This is a genomic window from Neorhizobium petrolearium (assembly GCF_017873175.1).
GTDB classification, from domain to species: Bacteria; Pseudomonadota; Alphaproteobacteria; order Rhizobiales; family Rhizobiaceae; genus Neorhizobium; species Neorhizobium petrolearium.
Genome location: NZ_JAGGJW010000024.1, coordinates 1 through 24,257, shown reverse-complemented (window position 1 = coordinate 24,257; position 24,257 = coordinate 1). Strand labels below are relative to the sequence as shown.

Below are 24,257 nucleotides of genomic sequence, written 5' to 3'. Positions count from 1 at the left end.
ATTCAAGAACCATTCTAAAATTGCCGCAATCCATTACGATGGTCGTCACCAAAGGGACGGTGGCCATGTGGAAATTCTTCAAGCGATCTGCAATGCTGTCTGCAGCAATCCTGCTGTCGACCGGCGCTTATCTCGGCATTCTTCAACTGACCGGCAACTTCCATGAAGTCCTGCCCGGGCAACTCTATCGCTCGGCACAGCCCACGGCGAGCGCCCTCACCGACTACATCAAGCGGTACGGCATCAAGACCGTCCTCAATCTGCGGGGCGCCAGCCAAAGGGAATGGTACAAGGACGAGGTTGCCGCTACCGACCGTCTCGGCGTCCAGCATATTGATTTCCGGATGTCGGCCATGCGGCAGCTATCTCCCGAGGAGAGCGAAAAGCTCATCGCCCTGCTGCACGATGCACCGAAGCCGATCCTGATCCATTGCCAGGGCGGCGCCGATCGCACCGGCCTCGCTTCCGTGATCTACCTGCAGCAAGTCGCCAATATCGATGAAGAGACGGCGGAATGGCAGCTCTCGCTTCTCTATGGCCATGTGGGCCTGCCCTTTCTCGGAGCCTACGCGATGGACGAGACCTGGGAAGGGCTTGAAAAGATCTTCGGCCTGCCGAGCTAGGATCAACATACCATACGGACAGGCAGCGAGACCCTGGCGATGCTCAGGCCGAATCCCGCAGGCTATCATATTGGCAGGTCCTACCGATCTCTTCTGCCAACTCTTACGTGGCGCCGTCGTCAGAGAAGACGCGAGACTACGGTGACAATGCCGCCGATCAGGACGAGGTTTATGCAAAGCCTTGTCAGCATGAGTGATTCCTCCGAATTCAATGTCGCGTTCAACGGCTCCGGCCGATGGGACCGGGATTGCCGCGACCTGTGAGGACACTAGCAAGACGCTCCTGAATGCGTTCTGAAACCGGAATTCAGCTCATGTTCACGCGACCCGGCAACCGGGATGCAGGGGCATAACGGCCATCTGAAAGGGTCAGAATTTGTCGGCAACCTGGATGCCGGCAGGACCGAGAATGACAGCGATCAGCACCGGCAGGAAGAACAGGATCATCGGCACCGTGAGCTTCGGCGGCAGGGCGGCTGCCTTCTTCTCCGCCTCGTTCATGCGCTCGTCGCGACCCTCCTGGGCGAGCACACGGAGCGCCTGGGCAATCGGCGTACCGTAGCGTTCCGCCTGAATGAGTGCCTGGGTGACAGACTTGACGATATCGAGCTGGGTACGCAGCCCAAGATTTTCCAAAGCGGTACGACGGTCCTGCAGGAAGGAGAGCTCGGCCATCGTCAGCACCATCTCCTCGGCAAGCGGCGGCGACTGCTGCGCCATTTCCTCTGCGACGCGGCGCATGGCCGCTTCCATGGAAATCCCCGATTCGACGCAGATCAGCATCAGGTCGAGCGCATCCGGCCAGGCGCGCTTGATGGAGTGCTGGCGTTTGTTCATGAGGTTGGTGACGTAGATGTTCGGTGCGTAGAAGCCGACATAGGCAAAGCCGATCGCCGCCAGCATGCGAACCGGGAACGGACGCGAGGCAAGATTGCCAAGCACGAAGATCCAGATCACCGCTGCCGTCAGAAAGACGAAGGGCAGCAGGAAACGCGCCACCAGGAAGATGTTGAGGGCATTCTGCGACCGGAGACCCGCGGCGCGCAGCTTGTTGACCGTGTTGTCATCGACCAGCGCCTTGCGCAGGTTGAAACGCTCGACGATCTGGCGGACAGATTGGTTGTTCTGTGCACGCAGCGACGTCTTCGATTGCTCGGCATTCATCCGGGCCCGCTCGCGCGCACGGATCTGCTCGCGCTCGGTGGAAACGGCCTTCATGCGCTTTTCGAGATTTCCTTTTTCAAGGAACGGGCTCGCCAGCGTGTAGAACGTCGCGAAAACCGCTACCGCCACGAGGACGGCCAGAAGCAGGGTCGGATCGGTCAGCGTGGTCGCAAGTCCCTTCATGGCCCCTCCTCAGATGTCGAAATTGATCATGTTGCGCATCACGAAAATGCCGATCGACATCCAGACACCGGAAAACAAGAGGATCAGGTGGCCGCGCGGATCCGTGAAGAGGATCGCGATATAGTCGGGCGACGTGAGATAGACGAGCAGCGCCACGATGAAGGGCAGCGCACCAATGATGACCGCCGAGGCTTTCGCTTCCATGGAAAGGGCGCTGACCTTGGCCTTCATCTTCTTGCGGTCGCGCAGCACCCTCGAAAGATTGCCAAGCGCTTCGGACAAGTTGCCGCCCGCCTGGCTCTGGATGGTGATGACGATGGAAAAGAAATTCACCTCCGGCAGCGGCATGGTCAACATCATGCGCGTGCAGGCTTCGGGAACGCTCAGACTCACCTGCTGGGATTCCACCACCCGGCGGAATTCCGTCTTCACCGGCTCCTGGCCGTCGGATGCAATCAGGCGCAGCGCGTCGTTGAGCGGCAGGCCGGACTTGATCGAGCGCACCATGACATCCAGCGCATTCGGGAATTCATCGAGGAACTTCCGCTGGCGGCGCTTGACCAGGTAGGCGATCACCCAGCGCGGCAGACCGACGGTCGAGACGAAAGCCGCACCGATCGCCGCCAGCATGGACAGGCCCGCTATCAGGGTCACCAGAAAGACGAAAACGCCGAAAAGGGCACTGAACACATAGAAGCGCGCCACCGTCAGGGGCAGACCTGTCTGGGCAAGCCTGGATTTCAAGCTGCCATCACCCAGCTTCTTGTTTTTCTCTTCCTGCTTCTTCTCGAGATCCTTCAGCGAATCCTGCACGGATTTGCGGCGCTTGGAGAGTTCCTGAACGCGATCGCGGGCGGCATTGGCCTTGGCAAAATCTGTCTCGGCGGCCTTGACCCGGCTCAGCCGCGTATCGGCCTTCTTTTCCACTTCCATGCGGGAGAACAGGAGGCCGTAACAGACCGCAGCCGCAGCGATCGCCACGAGGGCGATGATCGCTACGACAGTGATATCCAGCCCGAACATGGTGCGTTCCCCTCTGCCTTCAGTCCTTGGACCGTTCCATCGCGTCGAGCGCCGCGGCCAAGCGCTTTTCCTCATTGAAATAGCGGGCGCGGTCCCAGAAATGCGGCTTGGCGATGCCCGTCGACACATGCTGGCCGATCAGCCGGCCATTCGCATCCTCCCCCTCGATCTCGTAGCGCATCAGGTCCTGGGTCACGATCACGTCGCCTTCCATGCCGACCACCTCGGTGATCTGGGTAATGCGGCGCGAACCGTCGCGCAGGCGGGCGGCCTGGATGATAACGTCGATCGAGCCGGTGATGATCTCGCGCACGGTCTTGGCGGGCAGCGAATAGCCGCCCATGGCGATCATCGATTCCATGCGGCTTAGACATTCGCGCGGCGTGTTGGCGTGGATCGTGCCCATCGATCCGTCGTGGCCGGTGTTCATCGCCTGCAGCAAATCAAAGACTTCCGGTCCACGCACTTCGCCGACGATGATGCGTTCGGGACGCATGCGCAGGCAGTTCTTGACGAGATCGCGCATGGTGATCTCGCCCTCGCCTTCGATGTTTGGCGGCCGGGTTTCCAGCCGCACCACATGCGGCTGCTGGAGCTGCAATTCCGCCGTGTCCTCGCAGGTGATGACACGTTCGTCGAGGTCGATATAGCGCGTCAGGCAGTTCAGAAGCGTCGTCTTGCCCGAACCGGTACCGCCGGAAATGACGACGTTGCAACGGACGCGGCCGATGATCTGCAGGAGGACCGCGCCTTCCGGGCTGATCGCCCCGAATTTCACGAGCTGGTCGAGGTTCAGCTTGTCCTTCTTGAACTTGCGGATGGTGAGCGCCGGTCCGTCGATCGCGAGCGGCGGCGCGATCACGTTGACGCGCGAGCCGTCCGGCAGGCGTGCGTCGCAGATCGGCGAGGATTCATCGACGCGGCGGCCCACTTGGCTGACGATGCGCTGGCAGATCGACAGAAGCTGGGCGTTGTCGCGGAAGCGGATATCGGATTCGATCGTCTTGCCGCCCACTTCGATGAAGGTCTGGCCGGCGCCGTTCACCATGATGTCGGCGATGTCGTCGCGGGCGAGCAGCGGCTCCAGCGGACCGTAGCCCAGAACGTCGTTGCAGATGTCCTCGAGCAGTTCCTCCTGCTCGGAAATCGACATCGCGAAATTCTTGATCGTGATGATGTCGTTGACGATGTCGCGGATTTCCTCGCGCGCACTCTCGGCATCCAGCTTGGCAAGCTGTGATAGGTCGATCGTATCGATCAGCGCCGAAAAGACCTGGCTCTTCGTATCGTAATAAAGCTCGGTGCGAGCCGGCTTTCTGCGGGCCGGAGCCTGAGGAGCAAGCGTCGGCGATGAAACCGGCTGGCGCTGGCCGACCGGGTCCCGCGTGGGTTCGGCGAGGACTTCCGGAGCCAGAGGCCTTGCCATAGCGGGCGTTGCCGGAGTGGACGTGGCGGCCGGCGGCGGCGCAAGCCCGGCCGCGCTTTTCCCAACCCCCTCGTTTCCGCGTTTTCCGAACATGGCTTATGCCTTCTTGCGGGACAGCATCCCGAGAATATTGCCGAGGCCGCCCTTCTTCGCCTTCTTCATCGCTACACGCCCCGTGACGATATGAGCGATCTGCGAGAAGGTTTCGGCGGCTGGCGATTTCGCATCGATCTCGGAAATCATCCGGCCGCTATTGGCGGCGTTGCCGAAAAGCTGCACATCGAAAGGCAGGATGGCGATCGGCTCGATCTCCAACGGCTCGACGAAATCGACCGGCGCAATTTCCGGGCGCTTCGGCATTCCAACCTGGTTGAGGATGAGGTGCGGCGGGCGATCATTCGGCCGGAGCTTCTTCAGCGCGTCGATCATGTTCTTGGTATTGCGCAGGTTGGCGAGATCGGGAACGGCGCAGATCACCACTTCGTCCACTTCAGACAGGACGGCGCGCGTCCATTCCGTCCAGCCATGCGGAAGATCGAGCACCGCCACGGGTGCGCTGCGCTGAAGCAACTCGACGATCGGCGTGAAGGCACCTCGCTCGAAATCGTAGGCGCGATCAAGCAGCGAAGGCGCGGCCAACAGAGACAGGTGCTCGGAGCATTTGGTGAGCAGGCGGTCGAGGAAGACCTCGTCGAGGCGTTCGGGCGCAAAAACAGCTTCCGCGATACCCTGGGCCGGGTCCTGGTCGAAATCGATATTGGCCGTGCCGAAGGGCAGGTCGAGGTCGGCGAGAATGGTCTCGGTCGAGAAGAGGTTCGAAATACCGAAGGCGCAGTTATGGGCAATGGTCGAGGACCCCACGCCGCCCTTTGCGCCGATGAAGGCGATTGACCTGCCGAGCGGCTCCGCTTCCGGATCGACGAAGATCGCAGAGATCGACGCCAGCATGTCCTGCATCTGCACCGGCCCGACTAGGTATTCGGAAATGCCGTTGCGGATAAGCTCGCGGTACAGAGCGATATCGTTAAAGCGGCCGACGATGATGACCCGTGTCGAGGGATCGCAGACCTCGGCAAGCGGCGTCAGTTCATCGAGCAGGTTTTTCGGATCGGTCTCGGTTTCGAGGATGATCAGGTTCGGCGTCGGGGTGGACGCGAACATGTTGGCCGCGGCGTCGGTGCCGCCGATCGTCACGCGCAGGTTGACCTTGCCCATGCGGCGATCGCGCGCCATGCGGTCCATCGTCCGCTGCATGGCCTCGCTTTCGCAGAACGCGTGGATCGAGATGCGCGGAAGCGGACGCAGCGTGTCCAGATCTCCCGGACGCTCGGCCTCCTCGGCAAACCGTTCGTCTTCGCCGGGAGTTCGGATCTCGTAGTTGATCGGACTCATCTTCTTCTCCGGTCTCCTGGCCTACGGTGTCGTGCTGCTGGTCGATTCGCCGCGATAATCGCTGATGACCTTTGCCCGCTGCGTCGCATCGATCGGTGTCATGCCGCGCGGCGCGATGAGGTCTGTGGGATTGGCGACCTGGGCGGCGAGGTTATTCTGGCTGGCGCAACCGAAATTGTACCAGTTCTTGTTGCCGAACGTGCTGTCAGACAGATCCGCCGGCCACTCGCCGCACTGGTTCGTCATCGGTTTGGTCGTCACATAGGCGAGCCGGATGGGCGCGGCGTCGCCATTCGGAGAGGCCGCATAGCTGCTCATCAGGATCTTGTGAGGCTGGACGCCTGCCGCTGTCAGCGTGCGACGGATTTCAGCCGCCAGATGCTGGGCCGCTCCTGCATTGTAGGAACCGTGTGGCACCTGGATCTGCATTATGCCGGCCGGCGAGGACGCAAAACTCTGCGCAAACCCACGCACCGTGTCCTTCATGCCCGTCGAAAGGCGGGCATCGCCTGAAGCCACCGGAATATCGAGGGTATATTCGCCCTCCGCCAGCACGATCGGATGACGGGTACGATAATCATCGGGGATCGAGCCCGTGGTGAGCTGGCTGTTGCCGCAAGCCGAGAGGAGTATTGCAGATGCTGCAAGCATGGCAACAGCGGCAATCCTGCTATGATGGGATCTCACCGTGCCCTGGGTCATGACATCCTGTCCTTCAGCGGAGATTTTCTTCGTTTCAATGGCCATGACCGCTCACTTGTAGATGAAGCCGACCGCCCCATGGTACTGGCCCGCCGCGACGGGTTCCTTGCGGCCGTAGATCTTGTTCACGCGATTGAGGAAATACATTGCCGCATCGTTTTCCGGGTTGAAATTGTCATCCGGCCGGGCGATCTCGCTGCGGGCGACAGGACGGACGAGATAAGGGGTCGCGATGATGACGAGTTCCGTCTCGTTGCGGACGAAATCCTTGCTGCGGAACAGGGTGCCGAAAACCGGAACCTTGGAAATGCCCGGAAGGCCGGACATGGCCTGGCGGATATTGTCCTGCACCAGACCGGCAATCACGATCGATCCGCCGGACGGCAGCTCGACGGTGGTGGAAGCCTCGCGCTTGCGGATCGACATATAGGTGTTGCCCGGGATGCGAAGCGAGCTGCCGTTGCCGGTGACCGCCGACCCCTCATAGGTCGGCTCGGAAACATTGGTCTCGATCACCAGGCTGATGCGGCCCGGCGACAATACGACCGGCTTGAAGTTGAGTTCGATGCCGTAGTCGACCGAGTTGGTCGTGCGGGTGACGGTCGGCACGCCGGTGTCCTTGTCGACCTCGATCTCCTGTTCGGCAGGCAGGCGGAATTCCCCGCCGACATAAAATTTCGCCTGCTGGCCAGAGATCGCCGTCAGGCTCGGCTCGGCAAGCGTTCGCATGACGCCCGCCTGCTCCATGGCGTTCATATAGGTGGCAAGACTGGTATTGCCGATCGTTCCGGCAAGAGAACCCAGTCCGAACGTATTGATCGCGTTGCCGAGGTTGGAAGGATTGGAGAAGGCAATCGAGCCGTCAGGCCCCGATACCGACCCGTTGAAACCGAGCTGCTTCAGCACTTGGCGGCTGACTTCGGCAACGGTGACCTTCAGCGTGACCTGATCCTCGCCTTCGATCGTCAGGAGATTGACGATCTGCGAGACCTGCCGGTCTTCGGCGAAAATGTCAGCATCACCATAGTTACCCTGGGCGGTGATGTTTCGGGTGGTCGCCTCGCCACCCCTCAGGAAGGCGGAGGCAAGCTTTTCCGCCTGGGCCGAATCCTGCGGCGTCCGGACCGTGCCGGAGAGCACGATGTTGTCGGAGATGATTTCGACCTTGATATCGGAATCCGGCAGGAAGCGGCGAAGGTTCTGCTGAAGGCCGGAGATATCGCGCTCGATTTCCACGTCCAGGCTGACGATCTCTTCGCCATGCGACCCGAAAACGAAGATATTGGTCTGCCCCACCGCCTTGCCGAAAAGATAGATCCGCCGCGAGGTGCGCGTCACCGCATCGGCCATGGAGGGGTCGGCGACGAGAATGTCATGGGCGTCCGACGGCAAATCCACCACCAGCGCCTTGTTGAGGCCGAGTTGCAGTCGCTTGCGAGTTCCGGGGCCGCCATCGGTTATGCGAACAATGCTGGCATCTGCCGCAAGAGCCCGAGCCGGTGCGAGGCTGATCGGCGCGACATCGGCCGGAACGCCGGAAAAGGCAAGGCAGAAAGCCATGCCCGCCGCTGCCGAGCTGCGAATCCTGCGTTTCAGATTTCCCACGTGACCGCTCCGTTCATTTCGCTTGCGCCGCCGCCGTCGCCGTGCTCCCGACGATCGCGCCCGATTTGATGACCTGGATATCCGCCTTGCCATCGCCGCCATGCAGCAGGTAGTCCGCCGCCGCCGTATCGGCCTCCTGCGAATCCGCCACCGAACGCAGCGCGAGTGTCAGCCGCGACGCCATCTGCTGGGCAACGGCGATGACCTTGGCCTGATCCGGCGTCAGCTCAAGCGTCGCAGTCGTGCCGACAACCGCCTTCTTGCCGTCCTCGCTCTCCTGGATCTGCTGGTCGATCGCCAGCACACGGATATTATTCAGGATGTTTTCGGTGATGTAGCCGCCGCCTTCCTTGCCCTCGCGCACCATGATGATGTCGACGCGGTCATTCGGCAGGACGAAGCCGCCGGCGCCCGTGGCGACCGAAATTTCGGTGGCGACGGCACGCTTCCCGGAGGGCAGAAGCGAAGACATGATGCGGCTCGATGAATCCGCGATCTTTTCGGCGCGGACCGGCTCGCCCTTGAACAGCGGCATGCGCACGACCACGCCCTGCAGTTCCGTGATGGCATCCGGCCGCTTGTCGTCGGTGATGAAGCCTTCGACAATGCCGTTCTTCGGCCAGGAAAGCCAATGGATCGCCTTCTCGTTCAGCCGGCTGCCGACCGGCAGGTTTTCGGCGGAGACCAGAACCCTGACCGTCGGCTCCTTCTGGATCACGGTTTCCACCAGCTCGGGGCCTTTTTTGCCGGCAAGGCGCACGGCCAGCAGGCCGGCAAGGCCCGCCGCCACCACGGCGACCGCGAGAATGATGATACGGGTTGGCTTCATGGCCATTCCTTGGGGGAACATTAATTCCTCCGGAGAATGGCCTCCAATGGTGTAATTATGGTTAATGAGAAGCTTACAATTCTGGTTAACGCGATCTTTCCGACGCGCTAACCTTTACTGGAAAGCATTCATGGCCAACGAATAAATGGGAGCCTGTTCAAAAGTCAGGAAACCGGCAATCGCAATGGCAATGCCGTAAGGGATTTTCTTGGCCGTCACCAGCGAGGCAGGCAGCGGAATTCCCATCGCCATGACCGAATTCGCCCGCACGCGCAGCAGAAGGAAGATCAACGTGACGGCGCCGCCGACATAGCCGACGGTGACGAGGAAGGCCAGAAGCGAGTGAGTGAAGCCGTACCAGACGGCGGAAGCGGTCAGGAGCTTGGCATCTCCGCCGCCCATGACATTCAGCGCGAAAAGCGCGAAACAGCCGCCGAAGACGGCAAGCCCGGCGACAAGGCTCATGCCAATGTCCGGCCAGGCAAGGCCCGAGAGTGGTGCCAGAATAAGGAAGCTTGCCAGGAGAGCGACCGATATCCTGTTCGGGATCGTCATCGTGAAGAGATCAGTAAAGGCAGCGAGTGCCAGCCCGAGAGGGAGGATGCACAAGATCAAGGCTGCAACAACTATGCTTGCCATAGGTACATCTTTCTTCAAGTGTGTGTCTTCATGCAAGATCGGAGAATTGGTCCGGCGTCAAATGCATAAAGCCGCCCGATGAGGGCGGCTCCGAATTACGATAGATCTGGCGGGCTTATTCGCCGCCAGCAGCAGCTTCAGGGTCAGCCACAATGCCTCCAAGACGCGCGAACTGCGCATCAAGGCTATCACCGAGCGTCGATGCACCGGCGATCAGGGCGACGGAGATGAGAGCAGCGATGAGACCATATTCGATGGCAGTCGCGCCAGATTCATCCTTCAGAAAACGAGCGAAAATCTTGGACATGGAATTCTCCTATACTCGACGATTGTTGTTCAGCACTTCCCGACAACTGTTTCCGCTGTTCGGATGGGCACAATCTACGGACCGACGATTTCCAACGGCTTAAGGAACAGTGTTACCATCCGGTTAACGGCGGATTTGCCCTTCGAGTGGTAAATGAAGGAAGAAGAAAAAAGGCGGTATTCGAGCGGTGAAAATTGACTATCGTCACTTCTAATATCAGTTGTTTTACAGCAACTTAACGAACTTTTTCCGGGCAGGAGCCGGGACAACGTGCCCCAGCCAGATGGCCATTCGGAAAGTTAAGAAGATGTCAAAGGCGCCTACATGTGCCGCTTAACTCTTCATTCACCAATCACATCCATTCTTTGCGAACCATAAACTGCACCCAAAGGCCGCCTTTCATGCTGTTGCGTAGCGTCATGCTTCGACTTGCCGTCCTTGGCGGCCTGGTCTTCGCCGTTGCGGGACAGGCCGCTGCGCAGGAAGAACAGGAAAGCGGTCTGCTGCGCGTCTTCATGAATCACGCGCGCGTGCTGAAGCTCGACCGGCCGGTCAGCAAGGTCATCGTCGGCAATTCGAACGTCGCCGACGCCACGGTTGCGGATCCCACCACGATCGTGCTCACGGGCCGCAGCTTCGGGACGACAAACCTCGTGCTGCTCGATACGGAAGGCAATGCGATTGCCGACGAGCGCATCCTCGTTTCGATCGACGAGGGAAATACCGTGCGCGTCTACCGGCAGACAGCCCGCTCCGTCCTGTCCTGCACACCCAATTGCGAACAGCACGCGGAGTTCAAGAACGACACCAGCAGCAACAGTAACGCCTCGCCCTGATCAGGGACAGGTCGTTAAACTCCCAGCCATCGCGGCAACGGAATCTCAACAATCCCCACGTACGATCCAGACGCTCAAAAGGGCTGTCGGGCGGAAAGCATGTGCCAGGATCATGACGAGACCAGAGGGGGCGCGCCTGTGCCGGCGAGAAGCAGGCGCAAGGGAGCGTGGCGGCGAATCCTCCGCTCGCGGGACGGTGCGGCGGCGATCGAATTCGCCCTGCTCGCCATCCCCTACTTCATCATCATTTTCGCGATCATCGAGACCTTCATCGCCTATACCGGCGAGCAGCTCGTCGGGAACGCCGTCGACACGATGGCGCGCAGGATCAGAACCGGCAGCATCACCGCCGGCAACACGAGCAGCACCGAATTCCGGCGCGCTTTCTGCGACGAAGTTTCGATCATGATCAAGTGCAGCGAGACGGAGATCGGCACGCCGAACAAGCTATGGCTCGATGTCCGCAGTTTCACGGACTTCATGGATGTGCCGGACTCTGTCCCTTTGACGCCGGACGGTGACCTGGATACATCCGCGTTCGCCTATTCGCCGGGTGCGCAGAAGACCATCAACATGGTGCGCGCCTACTATCGCTGGGACGTCATCACAGATCTGATCCGGCCCTTGATAACCAATGTCCAGCCCGCCAGCGGCGACAACTATTTCCTGATCGTGCAGACATCCACCGTCCGAAACGAGGACTATCCGTGATGGAAGGGCAAAAACCGCAATCGCAGAAGCGGCCACAGGGCTTCCTCATCGCGCTCAGGCAGTTCATTGCCGACCGGCGCGGCGTCGGCGCCGTCGAATTCGCGCTCATCGCGCCGCTTCTCTTGAGCCTCTACATCACCTCCTTCGAGCTGACGATCGGATTCAGCGTCTCGAAGAGAGTGACGCACAGTGCCGACACCATTGCCGACCTCGTGGCCCGCGAGGCGAGCGTGAACAAGGCCTTTCTCGCGACGATGCCGCATCTGGCCGCAAGCATTTTCGTGCCCTACACAGCACATGACCCGAGCATCAAGGTTACCGGCGTCGCAATCGATGCCGACGGCAACCCGACAGTCGCATGGTCCTGGCAGAACGGCGGGGGCGCACCCTATGCGGTCGGCTCGCCGGTCTATGTCCCCGAGAAGATGCGCCTTGCCAGTTCCTTCCTGATACGATCCGAGGTTCTGGTGAAACACGACCTCCTGATGTTCATGTCCGGCCTGGTGCCGACAAGTCTGCAGGAGATCCCGATCAGCCAGGAATTTTTCTATCGCCAGCGTTTCGGAGACAGCATTTCCTGTACCGATTGCGGGTGACCAGGAAACACCAGCCCCTTTGCCAAGCCACGTCTGCGGTTATATGAGTCCCAATTCACGCCGGTTGAGAAATGCCGGCCCAATTGCATCTCAGTACCCGGGTGACCAATGGCACGTGCCTTCCTGTTCGTTCTCGACTCCTTCGGCGTGGGCGGTGCCCGCGATGCGGAAGAGTATGGCGATCTGGGTTCCAACACGCTCGGCCATATCGCGGAATTCTGTGCCGCCGGCGCCGGCGATCGGACCGGCCTTCGGGAAGGTCCGCTGCACCTGCCGAACATGTCTTCGCTCGGACTTCTCGAAATCGCCAAGCTTGCCAGCGGTAACTATCCGGACGGCATGCCGATGCCCGAACGCGTTTTCGGCCTCCATGGCGCGGCAAACGAGGTTTCCCGCGGCAAGGATACGCCATCCGGGCATTGGGAGATCGCCGGAACTCCAGTGATGTTCGACTGGGGTTACTTCCCGGGCGAGGGAGATGCATTTCCGCCCGAACTGATCGAGGCGATCTGCCGGGAAGGCAATATTCCGGGCATTCTCGGCAATTGCCATGCATCAGGCACGGAGATCATCGCGCGGCTTGGAGAGGAACATATCCGTACCGGAAAACCGATCTGCTATACCTCAAGCGATTCCGTGTTCCAGATCGCCGCTCACGAGACCCATTTCGGCCTCGACCGGCTCATCACGCTCTGCCAGGTGGTGCGCGAACTGCTCGACCCGCTCAACATCGGCAGAGTGATCGCGCGCCCCTTCGTCGGCGAGACGGCGGAAACCTTCGAGCGCACCGGCAACCGCCGCGACTTTTCCGTTCCCCCGCCGGAACCGACACTCCTCGACCGATTGATTCAGGAGGGACGATCGGTGCATGCCATCGGCAAGATCGGCGACATCTTTGCCCATCAGGGCGTATCGCGCGTCATCAAGGCAAACGGCAATGCGGCCCTGATGGACGCGACGCTTTCCGCCATGGACGAGGCAGCCGTCGGCGATCTCGTCTTCACCAATTTCGTCGATTTCGACATGCTTTACGGCCATCGCCGTGACGTTCCAGGCTATGCGGCGGCGCTCGAAGCTTTCGATCGCGCATTGCCGGACATTCACCGGCGGCTGAAGCCCGGCGATCTGGTAATCCTCACCGCCGACCACGGCTGCGATCCGACCTGGCGCGGGACCGACCATACCCGCGAGCGGGTGCCGATCATGGCTTTCGGCCCCGGAATCCGTTCCCGTTCCATCGGGCTGAGGTCGACCTATGCGGATATCGCGGAGACGATCGCCACCCATCTCTCCATCCCGCCGGGACCGCATGGACGGAGCTTCCTTTGACTGCGCAGCTCCTCAAGGCCGAAATCCATTGCCACATAGAAGGCGCGGCGCCGCCGGCACTTGCCGCAGCGCAGGCCAGGAAATACGGCGTCGATACGAGCCACATTTTGCGCAACGGCGCGTATGTCTGGTCGGACTTTGCCGAATTCCTCGTCTGTTATGACGCAGTCGCTGCCCTCTTCAAGACGGCCGATGACTATGCGCTGCTGACCGAGACCTACCTGACGGAGCTTGCCGCCGCCAATACGATCTACAGCGAGATCATCGTCTCACCGGACCATGGCGACCGGATCGGGCTTGGGGCCGACGCCTACCTTGCCGGCATCTCGGACGGTATCCATGCCGCGCGCGAAAAGACCGGTATCGAGGCGCGCATAATCGTCACCGGCGAGCGGCACTTCGGTCAGGACCGGGTAATCGCCGCCGCAGAATATGCCGCACGGGCAAAGAACCCGCTGGTGACGGGCTTCAACATGGCCGGCGAAGAGCGCATGGGCCGAGTCGCCGACTATGCGCGCGCTTTCGACATCGCCCGCGATGCGGGACTCGGGCTGACGATCCATGCCGGAGAAGTCTGCGGTGCCTTCAGCGTCTCCGATGCGCTCGATCTCGTGAAACCTTCGCGGATCGGCCATGGCGTGCGTGCGATCGAAGACCCGGTGCTGGTGGCGCGTCTTGCCGATCTCGGCATCGTGCTGGAGGTCTGTCCGGGCTCCAATATCGCTCTGAACGTCTTCCCGGACTTCGACAGTCACCCGCTGAGGCGGCTCAAGGCGGCCGGCGTGCGTGTCTGCCTCAATTCCGACGATCCTCCCTTCTTCCATACGTCTCTGACACGTGAATACGAGATTGCATCGAAGATCATGGGATTTTCGGACGGGGATATCGACGCCATGACGCGCACGGCGCTCGAAGCCGCCTTCGTCGACGAAGATACGCGCTGCAGGTTGCTGGCGCGTTTCGACGCACAGGCTGGGGACGAGGCCGCAAAACGCGCCTGACGGCTTGCGGAACGTGGCTTTTTCCTCAAAAGAAAGAACAGGCAGGAATAAGGGGAAGCTCATGGACGGCGTCACTGTCATCGATCATCCGCTGGTGCAGCACAAGCTGACGATCATGCGCAAGAAAGAAACCTCGACGGCCGGCTTCCGGCGGCTGCTGCGCGAGATTTCCATGCTGCTCTGCTATGAAGTGACCCGCGACCTCGAACTGACCATGGAGACGATCGAGACGCCGCTTACCGAAATGCAGGCGCCCGTCGTCGAAGGCAAGAAACTCGTCTTCGCCTCCATCCTGCGCGCCGGCAACGGCCTTCTGGAGGGCATGCTCGAACTTGTGCCTTCGGCACGCGTCTCGCATATCGGCGTCTATCGCGACCACGAAACGCTGCAGCCGGTCGAATATTACTTCAAGGCGCCGGAAGACATTGCCGAACGGCTCATCATCGTGGTCGATCCTATGCTCGCGACCGGCAATTCCTCGATCGCGGCGGTGGACAAGCTGAAGGAGCGCGGCGCTCACAACATCCGCTTCCTCTGCCTGCTGGCCGCTCCGGAAGGCATCAAGAATTTCCAGGGCGCCCATCCGGACGTCAAGATCTATACAGCCGCGATCGACAGCCATCTCAACGAGAAGGGTTATATCGTGCCCGGTCTCGGCGATGCCGGTGACCGCATGTATGGCACAAAATAATCCCTGACACGGCTGGGAGGAAAAAACTGAAACTTATCCGGCGGGATCAGGCGATATGCTTGATGACGACCGGCGATGGTTCAGGCGACGTGTCGGCGATCGTGTAGAAACGAGCCACGTCCTTCGCGATCCGCTCCGCATCTTCCCGGTTTTTCGCATGCACCATGGCGATCGGCTCGCCCTTTGAAACCGGTGTGCCTAAAGGCAGAAGTTCGCTGATGCCGACACGATGGTCGATCGCATCCGCCGCCCGCCTGCGTCCGCCGCCGAGCTCTACCACGGCGAGACCGAGAGCACGGGTCTCGCAAGCCGTAAGATATCCGTCCTGCGGCGCCTCGACGCGCAGCCGCACCGGTGCACGCTCAAGATAGGCATCAGGGCGCTCGCAAAAATCAGACGGCCCGCCCAGCGCATGCACCATGCGGGCGAAACGCTCCATCGCCTCGCCGGATGCCAGAACTTGCCGGGCATTCTCCTCCGCTTCCGGCCGATCGCCGGCAATGCCGGCCAGAACCAGCATTTCGGCGGCTTCCGCGATGACAACCGTTTCCAGTCGCGTGCCAGACTTAAGCCCGGCCAGAAAATCGAGGCAGTTGATGACCTCGAGCGTGTTACCGGCTGCATCGGCAAGCGGCTCGTTCATGTCGGTCAGCAATGCGGCGGTCCTGACGCCTGCCCCATTCGCCACCTCGACCAGAGAGCGGGCGAGTGTCTCGGCTTCCTCCAGACTTTCCATGAAGGCGCCGTTGCCGACCTTGACGTCGAGCACCAGACTGCCGAGGCCCGCCGCAAGCTTCTTCGACAGGATGGAAGCGGTGATCAGCGGCACGGACTCCACCGTCGCGGTGACGTCGCGGATCGCATAGAGACGCCGGTCTGCGGGCGCAAGCTCGGCGGTCTGTCCTATTATGGCACAACCAATCTCATCGACGACCTTCCGGAAGAGAGCCTCTTCCGGCATGACATCATAACCGGGGATCGACTGCAGCTTGTCGAGCGTGCCGCCCGTGTGCCCCAGCCCACGGCCGGAAATCATCGGGACCGCAAGGCCGCAGGCCGCGACGATCGGCGCCAGCATCAAGGAAACGTTGTCACCGACGCCGCCTGTCGAATGCTTGTCCGCCACGGGGCGGTCGAGGCCGCGCCAATCCAGAACCGTGCCGGAATCACGCATGGCAAGCGTCAACGCCACCGTCTCATTACGGGACATGCCCCGAAAGAAGACAGCCATGGCGAAGGCCGCAGCCTGACCCTCGGTGATTTCCTCCTTCGTCAAGCCTGCGACGAAGGCTCCGATCTCTTCAGCGGAAAGATTCTTTCCGTCGCGTTTGCGGCGGATGATTTCCTGCGGGATCATGATCTTCTCTTCAGTAGCCGCCCGACGCGCGAATGGCGTTGCTGCCGCTGAGCACGCCCAGGATATCGTCGAGCAGGCCGGATGCCCCGAAACGGAATGTCGACGGCATGATCCAGTTCGCGCCCATGATGGTTTCGGCAAGGCGCAGGTAGAGATCGGCATCGGCAACGCTGCCGATGCCACCCGCGGGCTTGAAGCCGACGCGCTTTTTGGAATCCCGGATAGCCCGCAGCATGATGTCCGCCGCTTCAAGCGTCGCATTGACGGCGACCTTGCCGGTCGAGGTCTTGATGAAATCCGCGCCAGCGGCGATTGCGAGCTCGGAAGCGCGGCGGATGAAGCCGCTGTCCTTCAGTTCCCCCGTCTCGAGGATCACCTTCAGGCAGGCATTCGGGCACGCGTCGCGCACAGCCTCGACCATCTCCGTCACGGCTGCCTCGTCGCCGGCCAGAAGCTTGCGATAGGGGATGACCATGTCGATTTCGTCGGCGCCGTCCTCGATTGCCTTCTTCGTTTCCTCGACGACAGCGGCAACCGCCAGGTCCCCCGACGGGAAATTCACCACGGTGGCGATGCGGACCGCATGCCCAGGCCCCAGGATGGCGCGCGCATGCGCGACGAAACGCGGCCAGATGCAGATGGCCGCGGTATGGCCGTAGGGCGTCTCGGCGCGCAGGCATAGTTTCTCGATCGCTGCATTGTCGCAATCGTCGCGCAGGTTCGTCAGGTCGAGAAGCGAGAGCGCGAAGGCTGCCACCTCGCGTGGGCTCAGGAGTTCCATTTCGTGTGCCTCCCCGGCTTAAATCAGCCGGTATATTTATCGTTCAAACGATTAGATGCAACCCGCAGCCTGAGGGCAGATCGCCACACGGAACGTATCCGTTTGAAATCCATCGTGTAATCAAGCCAAGATTTCTTTCAGGATCGCGGCCAATCGCTGCCCGCCGACGGGCGCCATGTCCTTGGTCTCCTCGTGGCTCAATTCCGCGCCGGTCATGCCCGCACCGAAATTGGTGACGACCGAAGCCGCCGCAACCTTGAGCCCGAAATAGCGCGCGAGGATGACTTCCGGCACCGTCGACATGCCGACCGCGTCGGCACCCAGGATTCGCGCCATGCGGATCTCCGCCGGCGTTTCGAAGCTCGGGCCGGAGAACCACATGTAGACGCCGGAAAACAGCGGAATACCGCAGCGGATGGCCGCATTGCGCATGTCCAGGGCAAGGCCCGCGTCATACGCACTGGTCATCCCGACGAAACGGCGGTCGCCCTTCTCTCCAATCAACGGATTCATGCCGGAATAGTTGATGTGGTCGGTGATCTGCATGACCGAACCGGGTGGCATGTCTTCCCGGAGCGATCCGGCCGAGTTCGTGAGGATCAGCGACCGGACGCCAAGCCCTTTCAAGACCTCGATCGGAAGGCGCATCGCCTTCGCGTCGCCATGTTCATAATAATGGGCCCGGCCCGAAAGCATAATGACCGGCGTGCCGCCAAGGCGCCCGGCGACCAGTTCGCCCGCGTGACCGGTGACTCCGCTGACAGGGAAGCCTTCCAGCATCCCGTAGGGAATGCGGACCTGCCCCTTCACATCGTCAACCAGCGAACCCAGGCCGGAGCCAAGCACGATCGCATGGCGCGGCATGAGGCCACCAAGGCGATCCACGAGCAGGTCGACAACCTCTCTCATCCGATCACATCCGTTTCGAAGGCATAGGGCAGAAGCTCGGCCATGGTGACCGTCTTCTGTACGCCGGCATCGTCGCAAAGATAGATGCGTGTCCCGGCCGAGGCGAATTCCGAAATCTTCTGCCGGCAGCCGCCGCATGGTGTGCAGAGCGGCAGCTTTTCGGCGATCACGGCGAGTTCCTCGATCCTCTTTGCCCCACCCATAATCATCGCACCGATCGCGGTCGGCTCGGCACACCACCCCTGGGGAAAGGAAAGGTTCTCGATATTGGCGCCGAGGTAGACCTTTCCATCGTCAGCCCGGATCGCCACGCCCACCGGGAATTTCGAATAGGGCGCGTAGGCCTTGGTCATCGCCTCGCGAGCGGCTTCGAAAAGCTCATGAGACATCGATCAACGCTCCTTCGTATAGGGCACGCCGCCCGCCTTGGGCGGACGGGCGATGCCGATGAAGCCCGCCAGCAGCACGCAGGTCAGAATATAGGGCAACGCCTGGAAAATCTGAACCGGCACTTCTCCGAGCAGCGGCACCGATTTTCCCTGCATGAAGTTGGCGAAGGCATCTAGGAAACCGAAAAGCAGGCAGGCCAGCATGACCGGCACCGGCTTCCACTTGGCGAAGATCAGCGCGGCAAGCGCGATATAGCCCTTGCCGGCCGACATGTTGTTGATAAAGGCGGCCGACTGGGCAATCGCCAGATAGGTCCCGGAGAAGCCGCAGAGGAAGCCCGCCACGATCAGCGCGCGATACCTGAGCCAACTCACGGAAATGCCGGCCGTATCCACCGCTCCCGGATTTTCGCCAACGGCCCGCAGCCTAAGACCGAAACGCGTGCGATAAAGCACCCACCAGGAAACCGGCACCATCAGGAAGGCGATATAGGTCAGTATATTGTTGCCGGAAATGACGTTGGCATAAAGCGGCCCGATGATCGGCACGTCGCGCACCGCATCCGCACCGGGCAGGACGATGGAGGAGAAGCGACCTTCGGCCGGCACCTGCCCCGTTCGTCCTCCCTGGTTGAACCAGGCCTGGCCCAGCACGATCGTCAGACCTGCGGCCACGAAGTTCAGGGCCACGCCGGAGACGATCTGGTTGCCGCGATTGGTGATCGAGGCAAAACCGTGCACGAGCGAAAAGACAATCGATATGCCGATGCCCGCAAGAAGGCCGAGCCAGGCATTGCCGGTCCAGTAGGCCACGCAGGCGGATGCGAAGGCGGACGCCAGCATCTTGCCTTCGAGGCCTATATCGAAGATGCCGGCGCGTTCGGAAAACAGTCCGGCAAGCGCGGTGAACAGCAGCGGGACCGACAGGCGGATCGCCGAGCCGAGAATACTGATGAGAATATCGAAATAATCCATGAGCCTCGTTCCCGCCTATTTGCCGCCTACGGCCTGCTGGTAGAACCGGACGATGGCCGGGCGGAGCATATATTCCAATGCACCAGCGAACAGGATCACCATGCCCTGGATGACGACGATCATATCACGGGTGATTTTCGGCATGTCGAACGAGAGTTCAGCGCCACCCTGATAGAGAATGCCGAAAAGCAGCGCCGACAAGATGATGCCGACGGGATGGTTTCGGCCCATGAGCGACACGGCAATGCCGACGAAACCGGCGCCACCGACGAATTCGATCTGCAGGCGGGCGGACGCGCCCATGACCGGATTGAGCGCCATCATGCCGGCCAGGCCGCCGGAAATCAGCATGGTGATCATGACGATCTTCGCATAGGGGATGCCGGCGTAGCTCGCAGCACTCGGGCTGATGCCGAGCGTGCGCATCTCGTAGCCCAGCCTGGTGCGCCAGATCAGCACCCAGACCAGGAAACACATGACGAGCGCGATCAGGAAGGAAAAGTTGAGTGGTGCCGCCCCCAGCTTGCCGCCGAACATGGAGATCAGCCAGTCGAGCTTGGGGAGTTGCCCACCAGGCAGAAAGGTGCGGGTTTCAGGCGCCATCTTGCCAGGCACGATCAGCACGCGCACCAGCACGTAATTCATCAGCGACGAAACGATGAAATTGAACATGATCGTGGTGATGACGATATGGCTGCCCCGCTTGGCCTGCAGCCATGCGGGAATCGCCGCGCAGGCCGCGCCGAACAATGCCGCTCCAAACACCGCGAACGGCATGGTGACGTACCAGGGGACGTAATGGTCCAGCGAGAGCGCGACGAGCGCAGCACCCAGGCCGCCGAGATAGGCCTGCCCTTCGGAACCGATGTTGAACAGGCCCGCATGGATGGCGACCGCTACGGACAGACCGGTAAAGATGAAGCTCGTCGTGTAGAACAGGGTGAAACCGATGCCTTCGCCACGGCCGAGCGCGCCGATCAACAGAAGTTGCAGCGCCTCGAACGGATTTTCGCCAATCGCCCAGACGACCAGCCCGGAGAAGAAGAAGGCAAGGACAAGATTGAGGAGCGGGATGACGCCGTAATTGATCCAGGCAGGAAGCGGAACGGATGCGGTGCTCATACCTCCTCCCGCACTTTTCCGGCTGCCGTCATGGTGCTGAGCATCTCTTGGCTCAAACAGATCGATCCTTCAGAAGTCATGCGGCAATCCCTGCCATCATCAGGCCCAGCGTCTGCTCGCCGGCCTCGCCCGACTTCTCGCCGACCACCTTGCCGGCAAACATCACCAGGATGCGGTCGGAGAGAGAGCGTATTTCATCGAGCTCGACCGAAACCAGGAGCACCGCCTTGCCGGCATCGCGCATCTCAATGATGCGCTTGTGGATGAATTCGATCGCGCCGATATCGACGCCGCGGGTCGGCTGACCGATGATCAGGACATTCGGATCGCGCTCGATCTCGCGCGCAACAACGATCTTCTGCTGGTTGCCGCCGGAGAAATTCGCCGTCCTCAATCGCGGGTTCGGCGGACGGATATCGTATTTGGCGATCTTCTCCTCCGCATCCTTGCGGATCGCATCGAGGTCCAGCAGCGCGCCACGCCCGTAACGCTGGTCGCGGTGATAGCCGAGGATCGAGTTCTCGTATTCCTCGAATTTCAGCACAAGGCCCATGTGGTGGCGGTCTTCCGGGATATGGGCAAGGCCGAGACTGCGCAACTCGGCCGGACCGACGCCGGCAACCGGTTTGCCATCGAGGAAGATCTCGCCGGAGGCCGGTTTGCGGATACCGGCAATCGCCTCCAGAAGCTCCGACTGGCCGTTGCCGGCGACGCCCGCAATGCCGACGATCTCGCCGGCGCGAACCTCCAGAGAGACATCGTCCACCATGGTGACGCCGCGGCTGTCCTTGACCGTCAGGTTCCTGACGGAGAGCAGGACCTTGCCGGGCTTGGCCTCGCCCTTTTCGACCCGCAACAGCACGCGGCGGCCGACCATCAGCTCGGCGAGTTCTTCCACCGTCGTTTCGGCCGTCTTGCGGGTCGCAACCATTTCACCGCGGCGCATGACGGAAACCGTGTCGGTGATCGCCATGATCTCGCGGAGCTTGTGGGTGATCAGAATGATCGTCTTGCCCTGGTCGCGCAGCACCCGCAGCACCTTGAAAAGGTGGTCCGCCTCAGCCGGGGTGAGCACGCCCGTCGGTTCGTCGAGAATGAGGATCTCGGCGCCGCGATAAAGCGCCTTCAGGATTTCGACGCGCTGCTGGCTGCCGACGGGCAGTTCCTCGATGACTGCGTCCGGATCGACCTCCAGGCCGTAATCGTCCTCCAGGCGCTTCAGCTCCCTTCGGGCACTCGCAACGCCTTTGCGAAGCAACTGGCCGCCTTCGGCGCCGAGCATCACGTTTTCCAAGACGGTGAAGTTCTCGACCAGCATAAAATGCTGGTGCACCATGCCGATGCCGGCAGCGATCGCCGCCTGGCTGTCGCGTATAGTGATCGGCTTGCCTGAAATGCGGATTTCACCCTGGTCAGCATGATAGAAGCCGTAGAGGATCGACATGAGCGTCGATTTTCCGGCACCGTTTTCCCCGATGATGCCGTGGATCGAGCCCTTGGCAACCGTCAGATTGATGTTCTTGTTCGCATGCACCGCACCGAACCGCTTGTCGATGCCGACAAGTTCGATCGCGGGCTCATTGGAAGAGTCGAGGCTCAATCGTCCGCCTTTCCGCTTGATATGCAAAAAGGGCGCATGGCGATTCCCGTCGCCATGCGCCCTTGCAGCCGTCCTTAGTTCGGGCAGGAATTGTCCGACATGTAGTCGTGCACCTTGACGGAGCCCGAGATGATGTCGGCCTTGGCCTTTTCAACGGCGGTTTTCATTTCCGGCGTGATGAGCGACTTGTTGTTGTCGTCGAGTGCGTAGGCAACGCCGTCTTCCTTGACGCCCAGAGCCTGGATGCCAGCCGAGAACTTGTCGTCCTTAGTATCCTTAAACGCATTGTAGACAGCGAGATCGACACGCTTGACCATGGAAGTCAGGACGGAACCCGGATGCAGGTGGTTCTGGTTGGAGTCGACGCCAATCGAAAGCTTCTTGTTGTCGGCCGCCGTCTGCAGCACGCCGAGGCCTGTCGCACCGGCTGCCGCATAGATTACGTCGGCGCCCTGGTCGATCTGGTTCTTGGTGAGCTCGCCGCCGCGGACCGGGTCGTTCCAGGCCGCACCCGTCGTGCCGGTCATGTTCTGGAAGACCTGCGCGTCGGATTTGGCAGCCTTGACGCCCTGGACATAGCCGCAGCCGAACTTGCGGATCAGCGGGATGTCCATGCCGCCGACGAAGCCGACCTTGCCGGTCTTGGAGGCCATGCCGGCGAGAAGGCCGACGAGATACGAGCCCTCTTCTTCCTTATAAAGGACGGAGCGGACGTTCGGCAGGTCGACGACGGAATCGACGATCGCGAACTTGGTGTCCGGATATTCGGCTGCGACTTTTTCCATGGCCGAGGTCCACGCAAACGAGACGGCCACGACCGGATTGAAACCACGGCTTGCAAAGTTGCGAATGGCCTGTTCGCCCTGAGTGTCGTTGGTGGGCTCGAAATCCCGGTACTCGATGCCCGTTTCCTTCTTGAACTGTTCGGCGCCCGCAAAGGCGGCCTCGTTGAAGGATTTGTCGAACTTGCCGCCGGTACCGTAGACCAGTGCCGGCTTGACCTCTGCGGCAAGCGCCGTTGCCGACATGGCAGCCAAGGCAATGAGGCTCAAAAGGGTTTTCTTCATTGTGCAGCCCTGTTTTTTAGCTGTTTGGATCCTCCCGCAAGCCCGTTCCCCGGGTACATCTGCGGCCACCTGCCCTCTTTTCCAAGGGTCCGGCTCCGGCCACTCTTGCACGGGTTTCGGAAAAATTCACGAGATTTTTTTCAACTGGTAAAAAACGAACGAATTGCCGAAAACTTATCCAAAGAGTTGACGAAACTGCATAAATTCGCAGCTTCGAGCGACTTCCGAGGACCATCGACAGGCAGGGCGTTATCCCCGTCAGGCGGAAAACCGCCCAGCGAAGCGCGGCTTGCGATATCCGGCCATCCAGAAAACAAGCGCCAGCACCAGGAACACGGCAAAAGCCGGCTGGGCCAGCACCGGTGCCACGAAGGGCCGCCAGATATCGGGGCTGACATAGGTCTCCGCGGAGATTTCGGCGAGCGTCAGGCTTTCCGGATCAAGGTTGAGCCAGGCGTTGCCGAGGCTCGTCACCACGACCGACGAGGCGGAAACCGACTGGATCGAATCCAGCACGCCGGCAACGATTGCAGCCAGAAGCGCAAAAGCACTCAAAAGACGGAAGACGCCCCGTACGATTCTCATTCCAGACAAGCCGTTCGTTATCTGCGGCCCGCCCGATACTGTCCGGCCGCAATCCGCCTCGCAGAAATAAGGCAGGTTCGGCAGGCTTGGCAACGAGGCAGCGAAGCTTTTGTGGGCCGGTGTCAAAAATCGTTCAGATTCCGGTTGATCCCTGAGAATTCATCGGTATATATCGCGCCCGACCGCTGCGTTGCCCCGATTTCAATGCAGCCCTTACTCCAAGGACAGGTGGCCGAGTGGTTGAAGGCGCACGCCTGGAACGCGTGTATACGTGAAAGCGTATCGAGGGTTCGAATCCCTCTCTGTCCGCCATTCTCCCTTTGTCCATACCGGAGACATAGGTAACAGATCGTCCCTAAGACATGGGTGACAATCTCGTGCCGAACGGATTGTCGATGGTTTGCAAAGTTCGCTG

The 24,257-nt window shown here is 60.9% G+C and carries 25 protein-coding genes and 1 tRNA gene; 8 read left to right on the top strand and 18 right to left on the bottom strand.

Annotated elements, in window-relative coordinates:
* Positions 1-20: 20 nt before the first annotated feature.
* The gene (locus J2046_RS30965; RefSeq protein WP_325169810.1) at positions 21-623 is read left to right on the top strand and encodes a dual specificity protein phosphatase family protein; all 603 of its coding nucleotides are present in this window, start codon (positions 21-23) and stop codon (positions 621-623) included.
* 369 nt (positions 624-992) lie between these two features.
* Here the strand turns inward: J2046_RS30965 and J2046_RS30960 are convergent, their stop codons facing one another.
* The 9 genes from J2046_RS30960 to J2046_RS30920 form a co-directional block, all read right to left on the bottom strand.
* Positions 993-1,970, bottom strand: coding sequence for a type II secretion system F family protein (locus tag J2046_RS30960; protein ID WP_210058402.1), 978 nt, complete (start codon positions 1,968-1,970; stop codon positions 993-995).
* 9 nt (positions 1,971-1,979) lie between these two features.
* Positions 1,980-2,993: a type II secretion system F family protein gene (locus J2046_RS30955; protein ID WP_210058400.1), complete on the bottom strand. Its 1,014-nt coding sequence runs from the start codon at positions 2,991-2,993 to the stop codon at positions 1,980-1,982.
* A gap of 19 nt (positions 2,994-3,012) precedes the next feature.
* On the bottom strand, positions 3,013-4,512 hold the full coding sequence (locus tag J2046_RS30950; protein ID WP_210058398.1) for a CpaF family protein: 1,500 nt from the start codon (positions 4,510-4,512) through the stop codon (positions 3,013-3,015).
* A 3-nt stretch (positions 4,513-4,515) separates the two neighbouring features.
* Complete coding sequence (locus J2046_RS30945; RefSeq protein WP_210058396.1) at positions 4,516-5,811, bottom strand: AAA family ATPase; 1,296 nt, start codon at positions 5,809-5,811, stop codon at positions 4,516-4,518.
* A 21-nt stretch (positions 5,812-5,832) separates the two neighbouring features.
* The gene (locus J2046_RS30940; RefSeq protein WP_210058394.1) at positions 5,833-6,558 is read right to left on the bottom strand and encodes a CpaD family pilus assembly protein; all 726 of its coding nucleotides are present in this window, start codon (positions 6,556-6,558) and stop codon (positions 5,833-5,835) included.
* Positions 6,559-6,564: 6 nt separating this feature from the next.
* Complete coding sequence (locus J2046_RS30935) at positions 6,565-8,118, bottom strand: type II and III secretion system protein family protein (RefSeq protein ID WP_325169809.1); 1,554 nt, start codon at positions 8,116-8,118, stop codon at positions 6,565-6,567.
* 13 nt (positions 8,119-8,131) lie between these two features.
* Positions 8,132-8,947 (bottom strand): Flp pilus assembly protein CpaB, encoded by an 816-nt coding sequence (cpaB, locus tag J2046_RS30930; protein WP_210058392.1) that lies wholly within the window; start codon positions 8,945-8,947, stop codon positions 8,132-8,134.
* 114 nt (positions 8,948-9,061) lie between these two features.
* Positions 9,062-9,586, bottom strand: coding sequence for an A24 family peptidase (locus J2046_RS30925; protein WP_210058391.1), 525 nt, complete (start codon positions 9,584-9,586; stop codon positions 9,062-9,064).
* A 115-nt stretch (positions 9,587-9,701) separates the two neighbouring features.
* Positions 9,702-9,893 carry a Flp family type IVb pilin gene (locus tag J2046_RS30920; protein WP_210058389.1) on the bottom strand — a complete coding sequence of 64 codons (192 nt, stop codon included), beginning with the start codon at positions 9,891-9,893 and terminating at the stop codon, positions 9,702-9,704.
* Positions 9,894-10,294: 401 nt separating this feature from the next.
* On the opposite strand from J2046_RS30920, the gene J2046_RS30915 reads away from it, so the two are divergent.
* The 6 genes from J2046_RS30915 to upp all read left to right on the top strand — a co-directional run bounded on the left by J2046_RS30915 (position 10,295) and on the right by upp (position 15,057).
* On the top strand, positions 10,295-10,729 hold the full coding sequence (locus J2046_RS30915; protein WP_210058387.1) for a pilus assembly protein N-terminal domain-containing protein: 435 nt from the start codon (positions 10,295-10,297) through the stop codon (positions 10,727-10,729).
* Between the two features lie 99 nt (positions 10,730-10,828).
* Positions 10,829-11,440 carry a TadE/TadG family type IV pilus assembly protein gene (locus tag J2046_RS30910; RefSeq protein ID WP_210058386.1) on the top strand — a complete coding sequence of 204 codons (612 nt, stop codon included), beginning with the start codon at positions 10,829-10,831 and terminating at the stop codon, positions 11,438-11,440.
* Positions 11,440-12,036 (top strand): TadE/TadG family type IV pilus assembly protein, encoded by a 597-nt coding sequence (locus J2046_RS30905; RefSeq protein ID WP_210058385.1) that lies wholly within the window; start codon positions 11,440-11,442, stop codon positions 12,034-12,036. Before J2046_RS30910 ends, J2046_RS30905 begins: the two co-directional genes overlap by 1 nt.
* A gap of 108 nt (positions 12,037-12,144) precedes the next feature.
* Complete coding sequence (locus J2046_RS30900) at positions 12,145-13,365, top strand: phosphopentomutase (protein WP_210058384.1); 1,221 nt, start codon at positions 12,145-12,147, stop codon at positions 13,363-13,365.
* Positions 13,362-14,366 carry an adenosine deaminase gene (locus J2046_RS30895; protein ID WP_210058383.1) on the top strand — a complete coding sequence of 335 codons (1,005 nt, stop codon included), beginning with the start codon at positions 13,362-13,364 and terminating at the stop codon, positions 14,364-14,366. Before J2046_RS30900 ends, J2046_RS30895 begins: the two co-directional genes overlap by 4 nt.
* Before the next feature lie 61 nt (positions 14,367-14,427).
* Positions 14,428-15,057 carry a uracil phosphoribosyltransferase gene (gene upp, locus J2046_RS30890; RefSeq protein ID WP_037159594.1) on the top strand — a complete coding sequence of 210 codons (630 nt, stop codon included), beginning with the start codon at positions 14,428-14,430 and terminating at the stop codon, positions 15,055-15,057.
* Between the two features lie 46 nt (positions 15,058-15,103).
* Here the strand turns inward: upp and deoA are convergent, their stop codons facing one another.
* The 9 genes from deoA to J2046_RS30845 form a co-directional block, all read right to left on the bottom strand.
* Positions 15,104-16,414, bottom strand: a complete 1,311-nt coding sequence (deoA, locus tag J2046_RS30885) for a thymidine phosphorylase (RefSeq protein WP_210058382.1) — start codon at positions 16,412-16,414, stop codon at positions 15,104-15,106.
* 10 nt (positions 16,415-16,424) lie between these two features.
* Positions 16,425-17,195, bottom strand: a complete 771-nt coding sequence (gene deoC / locus J2046_RS30880) for a deoxyribose-phosphate aldolase (protein ID WP_210058381.1) — start codon at positions 17,193-17,195, stop codon at positions 16,425-16,427.
* Positions 17,196-17,315: 120 nt separating this feature from the next.
* Positions 17,316-18,104: a purine-nucleoside phosphorylase gene (locus tag J2046_RS30875; protein ID WP_210058380.1), complete on the bottom strand. Its 789-nt coding sequence runs from the start codon at positions 18,102-18,104 to the stop codon at positions 17,316-17,318.
* A complete protein-coding gene (locus J2046_RS30870; protein WP_210058379.1) occupies positions 18,101-18,493 on the bottom strand; it encodes a cytidine deaminase in 393 nt (130 codons plus the stop codon). The genes J2046_RS30875 and J2046_RS30870 overlap by 4 nt, the downstream gene beginning before the upstream one ends.
* Before the next feature lie 3 nt (positions 18,494-18,496).
* Positions 18,497-19,468, bottom strand: a complete 972-nt coding sequence (locus J2046_RS30865; RefSeq protein WP_210058378.1) for an ABC transporter permease — start codon at positions 19,466-19,468, stop codon at positions 18,497-18,499.
* Positions 19,469-19,483: 15 nt separating this feature from the next.
* Positions 19,484-20,590: an ABC transporter permease gene (locus J2046_RS30860; protein ID WP_210058377.1), complete on the bottom strand. Its 1,107-nt coding sequence runs from the start codon at positions 20,588-20,590 to the stop codon at positions 19,484-19,486.
* A 76-nt stretch (positions 20,591-20,666) separates the two neighbouring features.
* Positions 20,667-22,190, bottom strand: a complete 1,524-nt coding sequence (locus J2046_RS30855; protein ID WP_210058376.1) for an ABC transporter ATP-binding protein — start codon at positions 22,188-22,190, stop codon at positions 20,667-20,669.
* Positions 22,191-22,264: 74 nt separating this feature from the next.
* On the bottom strand, positions 22,265-23,257 hold the full coding sequence (locus tag J2046_RS30850) for a BMP family lipoprotein (RefSeq protein WP_210058375.1): 993 nt from the start codon (positions 23,255-23,257) through the stop codon (positions 22,265-22,267).
* A gap of 258 nt (positions 23,258-23,515) precedes the next feature.
* Positions 23,516-23,842, bottom strand: a complete 327-nt coding sequence (locus J2046_RS30845; protein WP_210058374.1) for a hypothetical protein — start codon at positions 23,840-23,842, stop codon at positions 23,516-23,518.
* A 222-nt stretch (positions 23,843-24,064) separates the two neighbouring features.
* On the opposite strand from J2046_RS30845, the gene J2046_RS30840 reads away from it, so the two are divergent.
* Positions 24,065-24,154: transfer RNA gene (locus J2046_RS30840), tRNA-Ser, on the top strand.
* Positions 24,155-24,257: the final 103 nt, after the last annotated feature.